Origin of the sequence: Streptomyces sp. NEAU-YJ-81, assembly GCF_017592595.1 — a bacterium.
Lineage (GTDB): Bacteria > Actinomycetota > Actinomycetes > Streptomycetales > Streptomycetaceae > Streptomyces > Streptomyces hygroscopicus_B.
The window spans coordinates 849,705-863,701 of sequence record NZ_JAGFNO010000001.1 but is presented as its reverse complement, the minus strand read 5'-3'; the positions used below and the strand labels follow the sequence as shown (position 1 = coordinate 863,701).

The 13,997-nt window shown below is 69.0% G+C and carries 16 protein-coding genes and 1 pseudogene; 6 read left to right on the top strand and 11 right to left on the bottom strand.

The genetic code is table 11. The features are described 5' to 3' along the window. Window positions 1-2 precede the first annotated feature (2 nt). Window positions 3-788, bottom strand: coding sequence for a GntR family transcriptional regulator (locus J5X86_RS03915; RefSeq protein ID WP_208515365.1), 786 nt, complete (start codon window positions 786-788; stop codon window positions 3-5). Between the two features lie 167 nt (window positions 789-955). Here J5X86_RS03915 and J5X86_RS03910 point away from each other — a divergent pair, with 167 nt between their 5' ends. After that, window positions 956-1,567 carry a DJ-1/PfpI family protein gene (locus J5X86_RS03910; protein WP_208515364.1) on the top strand — a complete coding sequence of 204 codons (612 nt, stop codon included), beginning with the start codon at window positions 956-958 and terminating at the stop codon, window positions 1,565-1,567. Window positions 1,568-1,597: 30 nt separating this feature from the next. Here the strand turns inward: J5X86_RS03910 and J5X86_RS03905 are convergent, their stop codons facing one another. Beyond that, window positions 1,598-2,530 carry an NADP-dependent oxidoreductase gene (locus tag J5X86_RS03905; protein ID WP_208515363.1) on the bottom strand — a complete coding sequence of 311 codons (933 nt, stop codon included), beginning with the start codon at window positions 2,528-2,530 and terminating at the stop codon, window positions 1,598-1,600. Window positions 2,531-2,939: 409 nt separating this feature from the next. Next, window positions 2,940-3,704 carry an SDR family NAD(P)-dependent oxidoreductase gene (locus tag J5X86_RS03900; protein WP_208515362.1) on the bottom strand — a complete coding sequence of 255 codons (765 nt, stop codon included), beginning with the start codon at window positions 3,702-3,704 and terminating at the stop codon, window positions 2,940-2,942. Between the two features lie 44 nt (window positions 3,705-3,748). Between J5X86_RS03900 and J5X86_RS03895 the strand changes: the two genes are divergently transcribed. After that, on the top strand, window positions 3,749-4,111 hold the full coding sequence (locus J5X86_RS03895; RefSeq protein ID WP_208515361.1) for a helix-turn-helix transcriptional regulator: 363 nt from the start codon (window positions 3,749-3,751) through the stop codon (window positions 4,109-4,111). 100 nt (window positions 4,112-4,211) lie between these two features. Here J5X86_RS03895 and J5X86_RS03890 read toward each other — a convergent pair whose 3' ends face one another. The 5 genes and pseudogenes from J5X86_RS03890 to J5X86_RS03870 form a co-directional block, all read right to left on the bottom strand. Beyond that, the gene (locus tag J5X86_RS03890; RefSeq protein ID WP_208515360.1) at window positions 4,212-5,183 is read right to left on the bottom strand and encodes a glycosyltransferase family A protein; all 972 of its coding nucleotides are present in this window, start codon (window positions 5,181-5,183) and stop codon (window positions 4,212-4,214) included. A 137-nt stretch (window positions 5,184-5,320) separates the two neighbouring features. Beyond that, window positions 5,321-5,788, bottom strand: a complete 468-nt coding sequence (locus J5X86_RS03885) for a hypothetical protein (RefSeq protein WP_208515359.1) — start codon at window positions 5,786-5,788, stop codon at window positions 5,321-5,323. Window positions 5,789-5,897: 109 nt separating this feature from the next. Beyond that, a complete protein-coding gene (locus J5X86_RS03880) occupies window positions 5,898-8,282 on the bottom strand; it encodes a glycosyltransferase (protein WP_243979232.1) in 2,385 nt (794 codons plus the stop codon). A gap of 218 nt (window positions 8,283-8,500) precedes the next feature. Beyond that, a pseudogene (locus tag J5X86_RS03875) lies at window positions 8,501-8,627 on the bottom strand (ArsR family transcriptional regulator); the annotation flags it as partial. 144 nt (window positions 8,628-8,771) lie between these two features. Next, a complete protein-coding gene (locus J5X86_RS03870) occupies window positions 8,772-9,194 on the bottom strand; it encodes an ArsR family transcriptional regulator (RefSeq protein ID WP_243979231.1) in 423 nt (140 codons plus the stop codon). Window positions 9,195-9,203: 9 nt separating this feature from the next. On the opposite strand from J5X86_RS03870, the gene J5X86_RS03865 reads away from it, so the two are divergent. Next, complete coding sequence (locus J5X86_RS03865) at window positions 9,204-9,419, top strand: hypothetical protein (RefSeq protein WP_308124438.1); 216 nt, start codon at window positions 9,204-9,206, stop codon at window positions 9,417-9,419. 64 nt (window positions 9,420-9,483) lie between these two features. Here the strand turns inward: J5X86_RS03865 and J5X86_RS03860 are convergent, their stop codons facing one another. Next, window positions 9,484-9,777 (bottom strand): hypothetical protein, encoded by a 294-nt coding sequence (locus tag J5X86_RS03860; protein ID WP_208515357.1) that lies wholly within the window; start codon window positions 9,775-9,777, stop codon window positions 9,484-9,486. After that, entirely contained in the window at window positions 9,774-10,178 is a 405-nt protein-coding gene (locus tag J5X86_RS03855) for an ATP-binding protein (protein WP_208515356.1), read from the bottom strand. The genes J5X86_RS03860 and J5X86_RS03855 overlap by 4 nt, the downstream gene beginning before the upstream one ends. Before the next feature lie 188 nt (window positions 10,179-10,366). On the opposite strand from J5X86_RS03855, the gene J5X86_RS03850 reads away from it, so the two are divergent. Next, on the top strand, window positions 10,367-10,879 hold the full coding sequence (locus J5X86_RS03850; RefSeq protein WP_243979492.1) for a UTRA domain-containing protein: 513 nt from the start codon (window positions 10,367-10,369) through the stop codon (window positions 10,877-10,879). Further along, a complete protein-coding gene (locus tag J5X86_RS03845; RefSeq protein WP_208515354.1) occupies window positions 10,876-11,655 on the top strand; it encodes a GntR family transcriptional regulator in 780 nt (259 codons plus the stop codon). Before J5X86_RS03850 ends, J5X86_RS03845 begins: the two co-directional genes overlap by 4 nt. 60 nt (window positions 11,656-11,715) lie before the next feature. Here the strand turns inward: J5X86_RS03845 and J5X86_RS03840 are convergent, their stop codons facing one another. Then, a complete protein-coding gene (locus J5X86_RS03840; protein WP_208515353.1) occupies window positions 11,716-12,477 on the bottom strand; it encodes a phosphoglyceromutase in 762 nt (253 codons plus the stop codon). A gap of 150 nt (window positions 12,478-12,627) precedes the next feature. On the opposite strand from J5X86_RS03840, the gene J5X86_RS03835 reads away from it, so the two are divergent. Continuing rightward, entirely contained in the window at window positions 12,628-13,992 is a 1,365-nt protein-coding gene (locus tag J5X86_RS03835) for an MFS transporter (RefSeq protein ID WP_208515352.1), read from the top strand. Window positions 13,993-13,997 lie beyond the last annotated feature (5 nt).

The window sequence follows — 13,997 nt, the reverse complement described above, 5'->3', positions numbered from 1 at the left end:
GATCACCACCTCGTCAGGGGCGTGGTGAAGACGAGCTCCGTACGGTCTCCGCACAGCGTCACGTCGGAGACCTCCACGACCCGGTCGCCGATATCCGTACAGATCTTGCGCAGGACGATCACCGACACACCTTTCTTCAGCCCGAGCGCTTCCGCCTCTTCCACCGTCGGCGGCCGGGCCGTGATCCGTTCCTCTATGCGGTCCAGCTCGATACCGATCGTGTAGAGCTGATTCTGGGTGCCGCCGGGCCAGGGCTCGTTGGCGGCGTCGAGCAGATCCGGATTGGCGGCCACCACGTCATGGACCAGATACGAGTGCACCAGGGCGAACGGCGCGTCCTCCGCGCGGCAGTTGGTGCAGTAGATCCGCTCCAGCAGCCGCGTGCCCACGGGGATGCGGAAGACGGACGCCAGATCGTCGTCGGCCTTCGCATCGCGGTACTCGGCGTGAAAGGCGAGGTCGGTCACCTCCAGCCCGGTGTCGTGCTCGGTGGACCCGGTCCGCAGGCGCTCCGCCGTGGACCGGCGCGCCCGGTCCTTCTCCCACTGGTGCCGATCGTTGCTCCGCATGACCCGCCGACGCGGGGTGCGCACGAAGGTCCCCACCCCGTGCCGCCTGTCGATCAGCCCCTCGGCCACCAGCTCCGACAGCGCCCGCTGAAGCGTCGGCACACTGGTCCGATACCGCGCCGCAAGCTTGTCCTCGGCCGGAAACCGCTCCCCGGGGAGCAACTGACCTGCGCGGATGCTCTGCCGCAGGGCATCGGCGATCTGCTCGTACTTGGCCATGGGTAGCTCACCGTCCCGTCCCCGGTTGTGCGGCCGCTGCGGACGATTTCAGCGTAAGTCCTTAAGAGGTCTTATGGCCGGATGAGCCACCGTTCCCAAATTGGCCCGCGACCCGGGCACGGCGCTCGGGAGAGACTGAGCCGCCGTACCGCACGCGAGGAGATGCCATGCCGCAGGTAGCCGTGGTCACCTTTGACGGATTCAACGAGCTCGACAGCTTCATCGCCTCCGCGCTGATCAACCGATGCCGCGAGGACGGCCTGGAGGCGTTCATCACGACACCGACGCCGGTGGTCACCTCCATGAACGGCGTCGAGGTCACCGGCCAGCGCCCGATGGAGTTCGTGACCGAAGCCGACGTCGTCCTGATCGGCAGCGGAGTAAAGGCCCGCGAGGTCGTCGCCGACGACCAACTGATCTCCCGCCTGCCCCTCGACCCCGCGCGCCAGCTGATCGGCGCCCAGTGCTCCGGCGCGCTGGTGCTCTCCCGGCTCGGGCTGCTGGACTCCATGCCCGCCTGCACGGACCAAAAGAGCCGCCCCTTCGTCGAAGCCAGCGGCGTGCGTGTGCTGGACGTCCCCTTCCACGCCGAGGGAAACATCGCGACGGCGGGCGGCTGCCTGTCGTCCCAGTACCTCGCCACATGGGTCATCACCCGAACCGTCGGGGAGGCCGCGGCGCGCGGCATCCTGGACTACGTGGCCCCGGTCGGCGAAAACGAGGAGACGGTCGAGCGCGCCTTGCGTGCGGTCTACTCGGGCCAGGCGGCGTTGCGCTGACGCGCCGGGCATGAGCCCTCGGGGCTTCGGTCAGTTGGCGTCGATGTCCAGCACGATCCGGCCGCGGGTGCGGCCCTCCTCCTGGAGAGTCCGCCAGGCGTCGGCCGCCTGCTCCAGCGGGAAGGAGCGGTGCACGGTGACGGACAACTTCCCGGACTCGGCGAGATCAACCAGCTCGGTCAGCTCGTCGGCGTTCGGGCGTGCCCACACCAGATGGCCGCCCTGGTCGGCGACGGTGAGGTCGGCCACGGAGACGACCCGCGCCGGGTCCTTCAAGACCTTCTGCGAGACGGCCACCGCGTCGCCGCCGTAGCAGTCGAACGCCGCGTCGATACCCCCGGGCGCCAGCCGGCGCACCCGCTCGGCCAGGCCCTCGCCGTAGGTGACTGGTGTGACGCCGAGGTCGCGCAGGAAGTCGTGATTGCGCTCGCCGGCGGTGCCGATGACCCGGGCGCCGCGGGCGAGGGCGATCTGTACACCGAGCGAGCCGACTCCCCCGGCGGCCCCGTGGACCAGGAGGGTGTCGCCCTCGCCGACGTTGATTCGTTTGATGGCCTGGTAGGCCGTCAGCCCGGGCAGCGGCAGGCACGCCGCATGCGCCCAGTCCCAGGACACCGGCTTGCGCGCCAGGGTGCGAGCCGGGGCGGAGACAAGTTCGGCGTAACCGCCGTTCTGCGCCCAGTCCTTGTTGATGTAGCCGACGACCTCGTCGCCGACCTCGAACTCGGTGGCATCGAAGCCGCGGGCCTCGATGACCCCGGCCACCTCCCAGCCCGGGATGAGGGGAAAGCGAGCCTCCATGACCCCGTCGAGATCGCCCGCACTGACCTTCCAGTCCGCCGGGTTCACGCCCGCCGCCTTGACCCGGACCAGGAACTCACCCGGCGCGACCGCCGGCGTCGGCCGCTCCATGAGCTCCAGATCGTCTGCGCCGCCGTAGTGCTGTAGGGCAATTGCCTTCATGATCAGCAACAACATGCAGAATCGGGTTCATGTTCCCCGGCCGGCTGACGGCCGGAGGACGACTCGGGGCTCCGAAGGCCGGCACAGAGGCAAGACCACAGACACGGTGGGTACGACTTGCTCTCCGTGGAGGACGATGACAAGCAAGGTTCCGCAACGGCGGGTACTCACCCTTCGCCGCTGAAATGCCTTGGGGTGGTGGGCGGATCAGATGTCGTCATCGACTTCCAGCTCTTGAAGTCGCTCTGTGATGTCGTCGGCCCACCTTTGCGCCCACTTGCGTAGCTCGGAGGTTGCCTCCTCGTCGAGGCCGTAAGTGCCGAACTCGGCATCGTCGATCCAGTCGATGCCGGTGAGTCGGGCCTGGCGGTCTTCGAGCTCGATGGTGTCTCCACGAAGCCCGGGGCCGTCAGGTCAGTTCCAGGCCCCCGTCGATGGTGAGGATCTGCCCGGTGAGCCAGGTAGTGGCTGGATCGGCCAGGCGCAGGATCCAGGCGGCGACCTCGTCGGGGTCGCCGCGGCGGCCGAGGGGGATGCGCGAGGCTTCTTCGTGCTTGATTTGTTCGATGGTCTCCTCGGGGAGTCCGGCAGCGGCCAGGGCCTGGCTTTCCGTCGGGCCGGGGGCGAGGGCATTGACGCGGATGCCGTCGGCGGCGAGTTCCACTGCCCAACTGCGGGTGAGCTGTTCGAGGGCGGCCTTGGACGCCGCGTAGTGGGCGCCGCCCGGCAACGGCCGGTGGCCATAGGTGCTGGAGATGTTGACTATCGAGCCCCGGCTCCGGCGCAGGTGCGGCAGCGCCTCACGTGCCAACAGGCTGGGGGCGACGACGTTGAGGCCGAACAGGTCGGTGATGCCCCTGTCGGTGGTGTCGGCCAGCGGCATGATCTTGGTGGCTCCGGCGTTGTTGACCAGCACGTCCACCTGCCCCCAGCGATCAACTGCGGCGTTGACCACTTCCTCCGGTGCTCCTGGGCCGCTCAGGTCGGCCGAATGGGCGACGATCGCGGGATGCCCGGCGACGGTCTCCTCAAGAGCGTCGATTCGGCGACCGACTCCCAGTACCCGGGCACCGGCTTGGGCGAAGGCGCGCGCCGCGGCCCGGCCGATGCCGGATCCGGCGCCGGTGACGATGACAACGCGTTCGGCGAGGTCTGCGGGGGGCTTGACGTTCATGACACCTCAATGTTCGTCGTTCATAGAACATCGAATAACGTAACATGGGCTCCGTGAAACACGCGCGACATCCCATTCCGGACGAGATCACCCTCATCGACGTGATGGGGGCGCTCAACGACCCCATCCGGGTCGGCCTGATACGTGTACTCGCCGACGACCGCGAACACGGATGGGGCGAACTGCGTGTGCCCGTGGCCAAGTCCACCCTCAGCCATCACCTGCGCGTGCTCCGAGACGCAGGCGTCACCCGCACCCGGCAGGAAGGCACCCGCTGCTTCGTCACGCTACGCAGCGACGACCTCAACGCCCGCTTCCCAGGGCTGCTGAACGCCGTTCTCGACGCCGCCCACCGCGACGACGTCGGCTCCCACGTCGGCCTCGCCGACGACCCGCCGACCGCCTGATGCCGCAAGATCCTTGACGCTGAGGACCCACAGCGGGCCCAGGTCGTGAAAGGCCCTCTGATCCGCGCCATAAGCGCAGGTCGAGGGCCTGATCACAACGCTAGACGGTGGAAACAGCCGACGTGGTCCGGTCCTTTTCCTGGGTGGGAGAGCCGGCCGCGTGGCGGTGAGCCGCCAGTTCCTTCTCCAGCCGCTGGATGTGGTAGTGCTGAACCCGCGCCGTGCGCTGCAGGGCCATCACCGCGGTGAGGAAGTGATCCATCTCGGCGGCCCGGGTGAGGATGTCGTCGGGCACGTGGTCGTCCCGGAGGCAGACTTCCGCGTCCTGGCCGAGCACGGCCTGCGCCCAGCCACGGGTGATCGGCTTGAACAGGCTCGGGTGGTTGGCCACGATCCGCGCCCGGATGGCCAGGTCGTTCTCGGCGGCCTCCACGTGGAGTCCGGTGTCCTTGTTGCGCGCCCCGAACAGCGGCTCATGGATGTGGTGGGCATCCAAGCCGTGCTCGACGCAGCCGACCCAGAAGTCCCAGTCCTCTCCGGCCCGCATGCTCTCGTCGTAGCCGCCCACGGTCTGCCACACCTCTCGGCGGTACAGCGAGCAGTAGAACATGATCAGCCGCTGGAGCATCAGTTCCCGGCTGTAGGCGGGGAGGGACATCGTCTGCGGGGGCAGATCGTCGTCGGTGAAGGTGAACACATCAGTGGAGGCGATCGCGATGCCGGGGCTGCCGTCCAGGACCGCGACGGTCTTCTCGAGCATCGTGGGAGCGATCACGTCGTCGGCGTCCAGCGGAAGGACGTAGCGGCCGGTGGCCGCCTCGATCCCGGTGTTGCGGGCGGCCGAGACGCCGCCGTTCGCCCGCTGGACGAGCCTGATGCGCCGGTCGGGGTGGCGGGCGATCAGGGACCGGGCCACCTCGGCGGTGTTGTCGGTGCTGCCGTCGTCGACGATGAGGAGCTCCCAGTCCTGGAAGGTCTGGGCAAGGATGCTGGACACGGCCTGGGGAAGATAGCGGGCGTAGTCATGGCAGGGGATGACCACCGAGACCACGGGGTCGGGATTGTGGGGCATGCGCGGTCTTTCGGTTCGGGACGGGAACGGGATCGGGAGCGGGAATCGGGCGGACCGGAAGCCGGTGTTCCGAGCGCCGGCCGTCCCCCCGGGCCACGTCTGCGGGCCCACGGCCGGGCACGGCGACGGATCCTGCGTTAGCTGCGCTCGCGCTCCGCACGCTGGGGGGCGTAGGCGTCGGCTGCTGACTCGTTCTGCCGGCCGAACCCGCGCTCGGGTTCGAGGTCGTCGTCGACCCTGCAGAACCACCCGTAGTCGGGGATGGTGACGTTGCCGACGTTGCAGCAGTGCCCGTAGTCGGTGATCGTCATGTTGTTCACGGGCGGGCAGCAGTGCCCGTAGTCGGTGATGGTCATGTTGTTCACAGGCGGGCAGCAGTGCCCGTAGTCGGTGATCGTGACGTTGCCTATCGGGTCGCAGGGGTGACTGGTCCCGGGCGTAAGGGTGATGTCGCCGCTCATCGGCTGCCCTGAGTACCCGTACGTCGCCGTCCCCGTCTGCGTGTCCTGAGCGACGGCGGCGTAGGCCGCCTCCGCGGTGCTGAGCAGTCCGGCCGTGGCCAGCGCGGCAGGCAGGGCCAGTGAGGTCATGACACGGGATTTCACGGTGGCGCCTTTCCTTCGGGTGCGGGGGATCTGCCCCGGAATGCCGGTGTACGTCCCGGCATGGGCAGTAAAGCCACCGTAAGTTTTGTCACTCAATGTGTCAAAATGACTACCTACTGTGCGTAACGGTCAGGATGGCGGGCTCCGGCTGCGGTGCGCCGTGGTGCGGATGCACCACTTCCAGATCGGGCAGCGCCCAGCAGGCGGTTCCCATGTCCAGGGCCATCGCGGCCAGCCCCTCGGTCTCGATGAACTGCCGGTAGGGGAAGGAGGGGAAATTGAGGCCGTCGCGGTGCAACTCCGCACGGACCAGCAACGCGGTTCCGCCGACCGAGTCGACGCGGACGAGTCCGCGTCCACGCAACTCGTCGAGATACGTCCGGCCGAAACCCCTGGGAGGCTGAAGGATGCCGTCGCGCACCCACTGGGCCCAGTTGAGCGTGCCGGCTCCGGGCTTGCGGACGAAGGTGTTGAGGTCGTACGTCGGCCCGCCGGGTGCCGTGGCGCAGTGCGGGACGACGATGTTCTTGCGCGCGCCGAGCAGGCGCTGGACGAGGTCCGCCGGGTAGCCGGTGACATCGACGTCGAGCCACAGCACCCACTCCTCGTCCGCCAGGGCCCGGGCGAGGAGATGGTTGCGCACCTTGGCCAGAACCGACCGGCGCCGGCGCTGGATGCCCGGCTCCCAGCGGGCTCCGGCCAGCTGGAGGCCGACGTCATGGTGGACGAGGGTCACCCGCCGGAACTCCGCCTCGATGCCGGGCAGGACCTGCCGGAGCAGTTCCGGGGTCGAGTCCCTGCTGTCGCCCTCCAGCAGGCCCAGCGAGATCGCCTCACGCGGGTAGTCCAGCGTGCGCAGGCGGTCCAGATAGCCGGGCAGGAACGCGGCCGCGTCCTTGAGGGGCGTGAGCACCAGCACCGGGGGCCGCTCGCTCGCCGGTGCCGGGGCCGGCTCGGGGACCGGCTGCGGCTTCCGCTCGTACGTGCTCGCGGCGCCCGCGGCGGTCTCGGCGTGCGCGATGCCCCCCGGCTCGAGGGGCAGCCGGGCCGCCATGGCGAGCAACTGCTCGGCGTAGGCACCGGGTTCGGCCCACACGTGGGTCGCCACCTCGAAGTGCTCCGCGAAATGCGACTCGTCGAAGGTGTTGTTCCCGTGGCATACGTAGGTGTACAGGTCGGACGCGTCCACCGAGACGACCCGGCAGCTTCGGACGATCTCCTCGGCCACCGGGGTGTCCTCGCCTCGGCGCTCGGCCGGATAGCGCGGGAGCCGGTCCTTCGCGCACACCATCGACCCTTCCCAGACCCGCGCGCAGGAGATGGCGAGCTTGCGCCGGGCGGGCCACCACAGCCGCTCACGGGCGAGGAAGCACGCGTCGGCACCGAGCGCGAGAATCGCCGCCATCTGGGCCTCCACCCGCTCCGGGTCGTACAGGTCGTCGTCGTCCCACTGGCATACGTACGGCCCGGTGGCCCGGTCCACCGCCTCATTGCGCAGTTCCCCCAAGGTCCTTCGCTCCGGGGGGAGCCGGTGATGGCGGATCCGCGGGTCGTCCAGGTCACGGATGTGCTGCTCGAGCGCGTCATCGGTCCCGTCCTCCAGCACCACCAGCTCCAGGTTCGGGTAGGTCTGAGCGGTGAAGCACCGGATCGCGCGGCGTGCCGTCGCCGAGCGGTCCTTGGTCACCATCAGGCAGGACACGGTCGGCGCCGGCGCGCCCAAGGCCCAACGGCGGCGCTGCGCCTCCAGGTTGAGCAGGCCGTCGGCGACCGGTTGCCGCTCCTGGCTCGCCCAGAACGGGAACCGTCTGCCCGCCGAGACCCTCGGCGCGGTCGCGGTGTCGCAGGCCCAGCTGCCCGACCAGTGGTGCACGGCGTGGGCACGGTCGTAATCGGCCTCCTGCGGGCCGAACAGCTCTGTCGCGTACGGGCTCACCTCCGGGTACAGAACCTCCGGGCCGACCACCGTGATCGAGTCCGGCTCCGGGGCACTGTCGACCGCTCTGGTGAGGAAGAACGGCCCGGTCGCATCGAGCGTGTGCGGCAGCTTGTGGGCGCCGACCAGTCGACGGTGCACATGGGCCCAGAAGGGGTGGCCCGGCCGTGACGCGATGAACGCGTTGCCGACGATGCGGGTGAATCCGCGCTGCCGGGCCAGCAACAAGCGGGTGTGCGCCTCGGGTTCGCAGCCGAGGACGAGTTCGCGCCCGTCGAGGAGGTCGGAGACCGGCTTCAGGCACTCGAAATCCAGATCCACGTAGAGGCCGCCGAAATGGTCGAGCAGGAAATAGCGGATCGCGTCGGCCCGCATGATCGGTTCGGGATAGCCGTCGTAGACCGGCAGGAACCACGGATAGTGCTCCTGGAGAAAGGCGCGATTGTCCGCGTCCGTCCACAACCGGTAACCCCAGCCGGGGTGGTTCAGCCGCCAGGACTCGGCCCACTTCTGCCATGCCGGAGGGAGGTCGGCGTCTTTCCATGTCTGGTGAATCAAGGGGGGAATTGTCTTCTGTGCCATCATTTGCACAGTATGTCGGTTTGTCCGACGGGCCGGATATCCGGTGATACCCGTCGCCCGAGCAATCACCCGAACGGTGGGCTGAGCGCATCGGGCCGGACAGGGGCAAGGGCAGTACGACCCGCCTCGCGCCGTCCACGCGTCTCACATCTCGACCACTTCCACCCCCGCCCCCGCCGCCCACAGCGAGGCACGGTCGTCTCGTCCACCGGTGCGTTAGGTCACCACGACGTCGAGGTCCCGCGACCCGCACACCCGTGCCGTGCCGGTGCCGGGGAACTTGCCCGCGTCCGCCAGCAAGACCACCTGGTCGAGACCACGCCCGCCCTCACCCACTGGGCCTACGCCGACGACTCCCCGGCCCTGCCGCCTGACAGCCCGATCGAGCAGCTCACGGCCCAGAGACGGCCCGATCGGGCACGGATGGGAAACGATGAAGGCTAGCGGCTCTCAGCACATACGGCGCTAGTCGCTGTCCGCTTCGGTAGGCAGCGCGAGCTGGGGACGCCCTTCGTCGGGCAACACAACAAGACGGACGGCCATGCGGCGCGCGTCGGGAGGAGGGTCCTCCGGGTCGGTCGCGTACTTGCGCAGCAGTGTCTGGTACTCCTCGACAAACGCTGCCACCTGATCCTTGGTCATCCACAGGCCAGAGCGCTGGATCTGGTTCCAACCTGCCGCGCTGTCGTACCCGGTGTACGCACTCACGACGAGACTCAGATCTTGCGTCATCTTGAGCGCACCGATCTTCACCGCCGCTTCCCGTTCGTCGGCCGTCATGACGAGCCCTGGAGGCGTGAAGATGTCCGCCATAAGCGACTTCCACCAGCGTTCACGGCCGGTGGACTTCTCTTCGATCTCGGCGATCAGGTTGAGATCGGCGACCAAGTCGCAGAAGTGTTCGATGCCTATCTGGCGGACCGGATCGCCGAACCGGGGCCGCTACGCGCCGCCCTCGCAACGAAGCGCAACGCCAAGGTGGTGCTGGGCACGATCGGGCTGGGCGTACTGGCGACAGCCTTGGCCCCGGCGGACGTCACGGTGGTGTGTTGGATCTGGGGCGCGATCGCTTCGATAGATGTCACCTTCTTGCTGACCGCCCGCCGCCGTTGACGTGTAGCAGTTGTAGCGCCGCGCCGATGATGCGGCTCCTTGAACGCGTGGGGACGGGTGCAACTCATCGCTGGCGCTTCGTGCGTTCGTGTTCGGCGTTGCTGATGATGGCGTCGGCGCCGTCGATTTGGCGCCTGAGCTTCCCGAGCACGTCAGCGCGGGCCGACTCGATCAGGTGATCCACGGTCGGGGCAGTGCCGGTCGGGGTTCCGGTGGGGACCCAGAAGGTCTTGTGACTGTGGTCGCGGATGATGACCTGGCAGGTGCGGATCACCCAGTTCATCGCCACGGTGATCTCGTCGCGATGGAGCTGGTCGAGGTTGCAGCAGCCGTGATGGTGGTCGCGCTGGGCCGTCACTGGGCACGTCCCTGGACTTGCGTTGCCTTGACCGTGAACCAGACCGCCTTGCCGACCGTGTGCTCGATGTCGCCCCAGGCGTCCGCGAGTTCGCCGACGAGAAGCAGGCCACGGCCGTTCTCGCGGTCCGTGTGTGGGGATTGGGCGGTCGGTCGCCCGGGGCCGGAGTCGCGTACTTCGATGCGTACCTCTTCCTCGGCCGCTTCGATCCGTACCCGGAACAGCCGTCCTGGTGGGACGCCGTGCAGCAGGGCATTGGTGGCGATCTCCGATACGCATAACTGGATCTCCTCCAAGCGGTCGACGTAACCCCATTCGGAGAGCGTGCGGGTGACGAATTGTCGCGTTGCGCGGATGGATGGCTCGCGTCGCGTGAAGAACTGCTGCCGCGTCAGGGGCATGGCGAGTCACCGCCTCGGAGCTGGGTGCATGAGCGAGACTACCTTACCGCTATTCATGAAAGGTGGCGAGGTAGGCTCCAGGGGTGGTGGCCAAGGGGTCGCTTACTGTGTAAAGGGGCAAGGTCGGCGAGTGTCGATCACGCTTGAGGAGGGGCTCAGTGGCCAGCGATGCGTGGATCAGTTCCTCGATGCCCTATCTGCGGCCCGTTGAGGGCGGTCAGGGCGACGCATGGGGTGAGGAAGCGGCAGCGCGCGGAAGGCGTGGGACGCAACGCATCCTGCATGCCGGGGAGGTTTCCGCCCCACCTGCCGTGGCACGCCTTCTGGGGCTCGAGGACGGGGATACGGTCGTCGTACGGCGCCGGATCATGTACCTCGACGAGGAGCCGTGCGAGCTGACCGACTCCTACTACCCGGCGCAGATCGCGGCAGGCACCGGCCTCGCGGGCACCGCGAAGATCCGTGGGGGCGCGGTGGCGCTGCTCGCCGAGCTGGGGCATGTGGGGCAGCGGGTGCGTGAGGACGTGACGGCGCGCATGCCGGACGCACAGGAGCGGGAGCTGCTGCGGACCGGCGCGGAGGAGCCGGTGCTGTGCCTGGAGCGGGTTGTGCTCGACGGGGCCGACCGGGCCATTCAGGCCGACCTGATCACCATGCCCGCCCAACGCCAGCGCCTGCGCTACGAACTCAGGATGGGATGACCGTGCCGAAGGCCGAACAGGACGCAGTCGACCAGCGGTCGCTGCATGAGCGGATCGCCGCCGACCTACGCGACGAGATCATGTCCGGCGACCTTCCTCCGGGCGCCAAGCTTCCCTCGACCGCCCAGCTCAAGGAGCGATTCACCGCCTCGAACGCCACCGTGCAGAAAGCCCTGCAGCTCCTGAAGGACGAAGGGCTGGCGGTCGGCCGCGCCGGAGCGGCCGTCACCGTACGCGAACACCGGCAGCGCACCATGCGACCCGCCTCGTACATGGCCCCGGCCGCGCCCGGAGAACCGTACCGATGGATCAGCGAGGCCGCGGGCCACCAGGCTCGCGGAAGCAGCCGGCTCCTCGATGTCACCGAGATCCGCCCGCCCGCCGACGTCGCCGAGGCCCTGCGCCTCCCGGAGGACGGCACGGCGCTGCTGCGGGCGCAGGTGCTGCTCATGGACGATGAGCCGGTGGAGCTGGTGAAGTCGTACTACCCGCTGGAGCTGGCTCACGGGACGGCGATGATGGACCGCCGCAAGATCAAGGGCGGCACCCCGGCCCTCCTCGCGGAGCTGGGCTACCCGCCCCGCCTCAGCGTCGACAAGGTCTCCGCGCGCGTACCGACCCAGGAGCAGTACGCGGTGCTCGACCTGCCGGGAAACCTTCCGGTCCTGCGGACGCTGCGCGTCGTCTACAGCGACGACCAGCGCCCCATCGAGGCCACGGTGATGGCCAAGGCCGGTCACCTCTACGAGCTGCAGTACGAGTTCACTCCCTCCTGATAGCGAAAAGCCCCCTACTCGCGGCCCGCGGCCGCAGGTAGGGGGCTTGTTCGGGTGGGCTTACTTCTTCTTGCCCTGGTTCTTGACCGCCTCGATGGCGGCCTTCGCGGCCTCCGGGTCGAGGTAGGTGCCGCCCGGGTTGACGGGGCGGAAGTCGGTGTCCAGGTCGTAGGAGAGCGGGATGCCGGTGGGGATGTTCAGGCCCGCGATGTCGGCGTCGGAGATGCCGTCGAGGTGCTTGACCAGGGCGCGGAGGGAGTTGCCGTGGGCGGCGACCAGGACGGTGCGGCCGGTGAGGAGGTCCGGGACGATGCTGTCGTACCAGTACGGCAGCATGCGCTCGACGACGTCCTTGAGGCACTCGGTGCGGGGGCGCAGCTCCGGCGGGATGGTCGCGTAGCGCGGGTCGTCGCTCTGGGACCACTCGGCGCCGTCCTCGAGCGGAGGCGGCGGGGTGTCGTACGAGCGGCGCCACAGCATGAACTGCTCCTCGCCGAACTCGGCGAGGGTCTGGGCCTTGTCCTTGCCCTGCAGCGCGCCGTAGTGGCGCTCGTTGAGGCGCCAGGAGCGGCGGACCGGGATCCAGAGGCGGTCGGCGGCATCGAGGGCGAGCTGGGCGGTGCGGATGGCGCGCTTCTGGAGGGACGTGTGGACCACGTCGGGGAGCAGGCCGGCGTCCGTCAGCAGCTCACCGCCGCGGACAGCCTCCTTCTCGCCCTTCTCGTTCAGATTGACGTCCACCCAGCCGGTGAACAGGTTCTTCGCGTTCCACTCGCTCTCGCCATGGCGGAGGAGGATCAGCTTGTACGGTGCGTCGGCCATGCTGCCGAGCCTACTGGACCGGTCTGAGGGGGTCGGTTGACGGACCCCGTCAATTCGCTGGCGGTGCGGGGGGCGGCATCGGTAAGTTGCGGCTGCCATTTGTGCCACTTACAGATGCGGCTTGTGTCGCGCACAGGGGGGAGTCGTCCGGTGTCCGTCGCTCGACTGAAACAGGCCGCGAAGGAGAGCGTCTCGGGGTTGCCCCGGGAGTTCTGGTGGCTGTGGACCTCGACGCTGGTCAATCGGCTGGGCGGGTTCGTGGCCACGTTCCTCGCCATGTACCTGACCGTGGACCGGGGCTATTCGCCGATGTTCGCCGGGCTGGTCGGGGCGCTGCACGGGCTGGGCGGGGCGGTGTCGGCGGTGGTCGCCGGGGTGCTGACCGACCGGCTGGGGCGGCGGCCCACGCTGCTGGTCTCGCAGGTGTCGACGGCGGTCACGGTCGCCGTGCTGGGCTTCGTCCAGAACCCGGTCGCCATCGCCGTCGTGACCTGTCTGGTGGGGATGACCAGCAACGCGTCACGGCCCGCGGTGCAGGCGATGATCGCCGACATCGTCCGTCCCGAGGACCGGGTGCGGGCCTTCGCGCTCAACTACTGGGCCATCAACCTCGGCTTCGCCGTCTCCGCGGCGGCGGCCGGGCTGATCGCGAGCCACGGCTATCTCACGCTCTTCCTGGGCGACGCCGGGATGACGCTGCTGTGCGCGTTCATCGTCTTCGCCAAGGTGCCGGAGTCTCGTCCGGAGCGGGGCGGCGCCGCCGGAGGTGGCGGTGGGGATGTGGCAGTGGACGAGCCGGAGGCCGGGCTGGGCTCTGTGCTGCGGGACCGGCGGTTCATGGCCGTGGTCGGGCTCTCGTATCTGGTCGCGACCCTCATCCAGCAGGCGTTCGTGGCGCTGCCCGTGGCGATGGGGGCGGAGGGGCTGTCCAGCACGGACTACGGCATCGCGATCGCGACGAACGGCGCGCTGATCGTGGCCGTACAGATCCCGGTGACGCGGTTCCTCGAACATCGCGACCCGGCGCCGCTGCTGATCGCCTCCGCGCTGCTGACCGGAGGGGGCTTCGGGCTGACCGCCTTCGCCGGGTCGGTCGGGATGTACGCGGTGGCCGTGACCGTCTGGACGCTCGGCGAGATCATCAACTCCCCCACGCAGATGGGGCTCGTGGCCCGGCTCTCCCCGACCCATGCGCGCGGCCGCTACCAGGGGATGTACAGCCTGTCGTGGTCCCTCGCCTCGCTCACCGCGCCGCTGGTGGGTGGCGCGGTCATGGACCGCTTCGGGGCGGACGCCCTGTGGGCGAGCAGCGCCGTGGTGGGGCTCGTGGCGGCCGGGGGGTACGCGGCGCTGGGGCGTGCGATGCGGAACCAGCCTGGGGGCGGGACGTCTGAGGGCGACGTGGATGCTGAGGTGGGTGCCGAGGATGTGGTGGGTGCTGAGGTGGGTGCCGAGGGTGTGGTGGGTGCCGGGGGCGGCGTCCGGGCTGGGGTGGGCAAGGGCGCCGGCGGCTAGGGGCG

Bases quoted from the DNA above. Each gene is read 5' to 3' on its own strand.
- J5X86_RS03915 (WP_208515365.1), bottom strand. From the start codon at position 788: ATGGCCAAGTACGAGCAGATCGCCGATGCCCTGCGGCAGAGCATCCGC.
- J5X86_RS03910 (WP_208515364.1), top strand. From the start codon at position 956: ATGCCGCAGGTAGCCGTGGTCACCTTTGACGGATTCAACGAGCTCGAC.
- J5X86_RS03905 (WP_208515363.1), bottom strand. From the start codon at position 2,530: ATGAAGGCAATTGCCCTACAGCACTACGGCGGCGCAGACGATCTGGAG.
- J5X86_RS03900 (WP_208515362.1), bottom strand. From the start codon at position 3,704: ATGAACGTCAAGCCCCCCGCAGACCTCGCCGAACGCGTTGTCATCGTC.
- J5X86_RS03895 (WP_208515361.1), top strand. From the start codon at position 3,749: ATGGGCTCCGTGAAACACGCGCGACATCCCATTCCGGACGAGATCACC.
- J5X86_RS03890 (WP_208515360.1), bottom strand. From the start codon at position 5,183: ATGCCCCACAATCCCGACCCCGTGGTCTCGGTGGTCATCCCCTGCCAT.
- J5X86_RS03855 (WP_208515356.1), bottom strand. From the start codon at position 10,178: ATGCCCCTGACGCGGCAGCAGTTCTTCACGCGACGCGAGCCATCCATC.
- J5X86_RS03850 (WP_243979492.1), top strand. From the start codon at position 10,367: ATGCCCTATCTGCGGCCCGTTGAGGGCGGTCAGGGCGACGCATGGGGT.
- J5X86_RS03845 (WP_208515354.1), top strand. From the start codon at position 10,876: ATGACCGTGCCGAAGGCCGAACAGGACGCAGTCGACCAGCGGTCGCTG.
- J5X86_RS03840 (WP_208515353.1), bottom strand. From the start codon at position 12,477: ATGGCCGACGCACCGTACAAGCTGATCCTCCTCCGCCATGGCGAGAGC.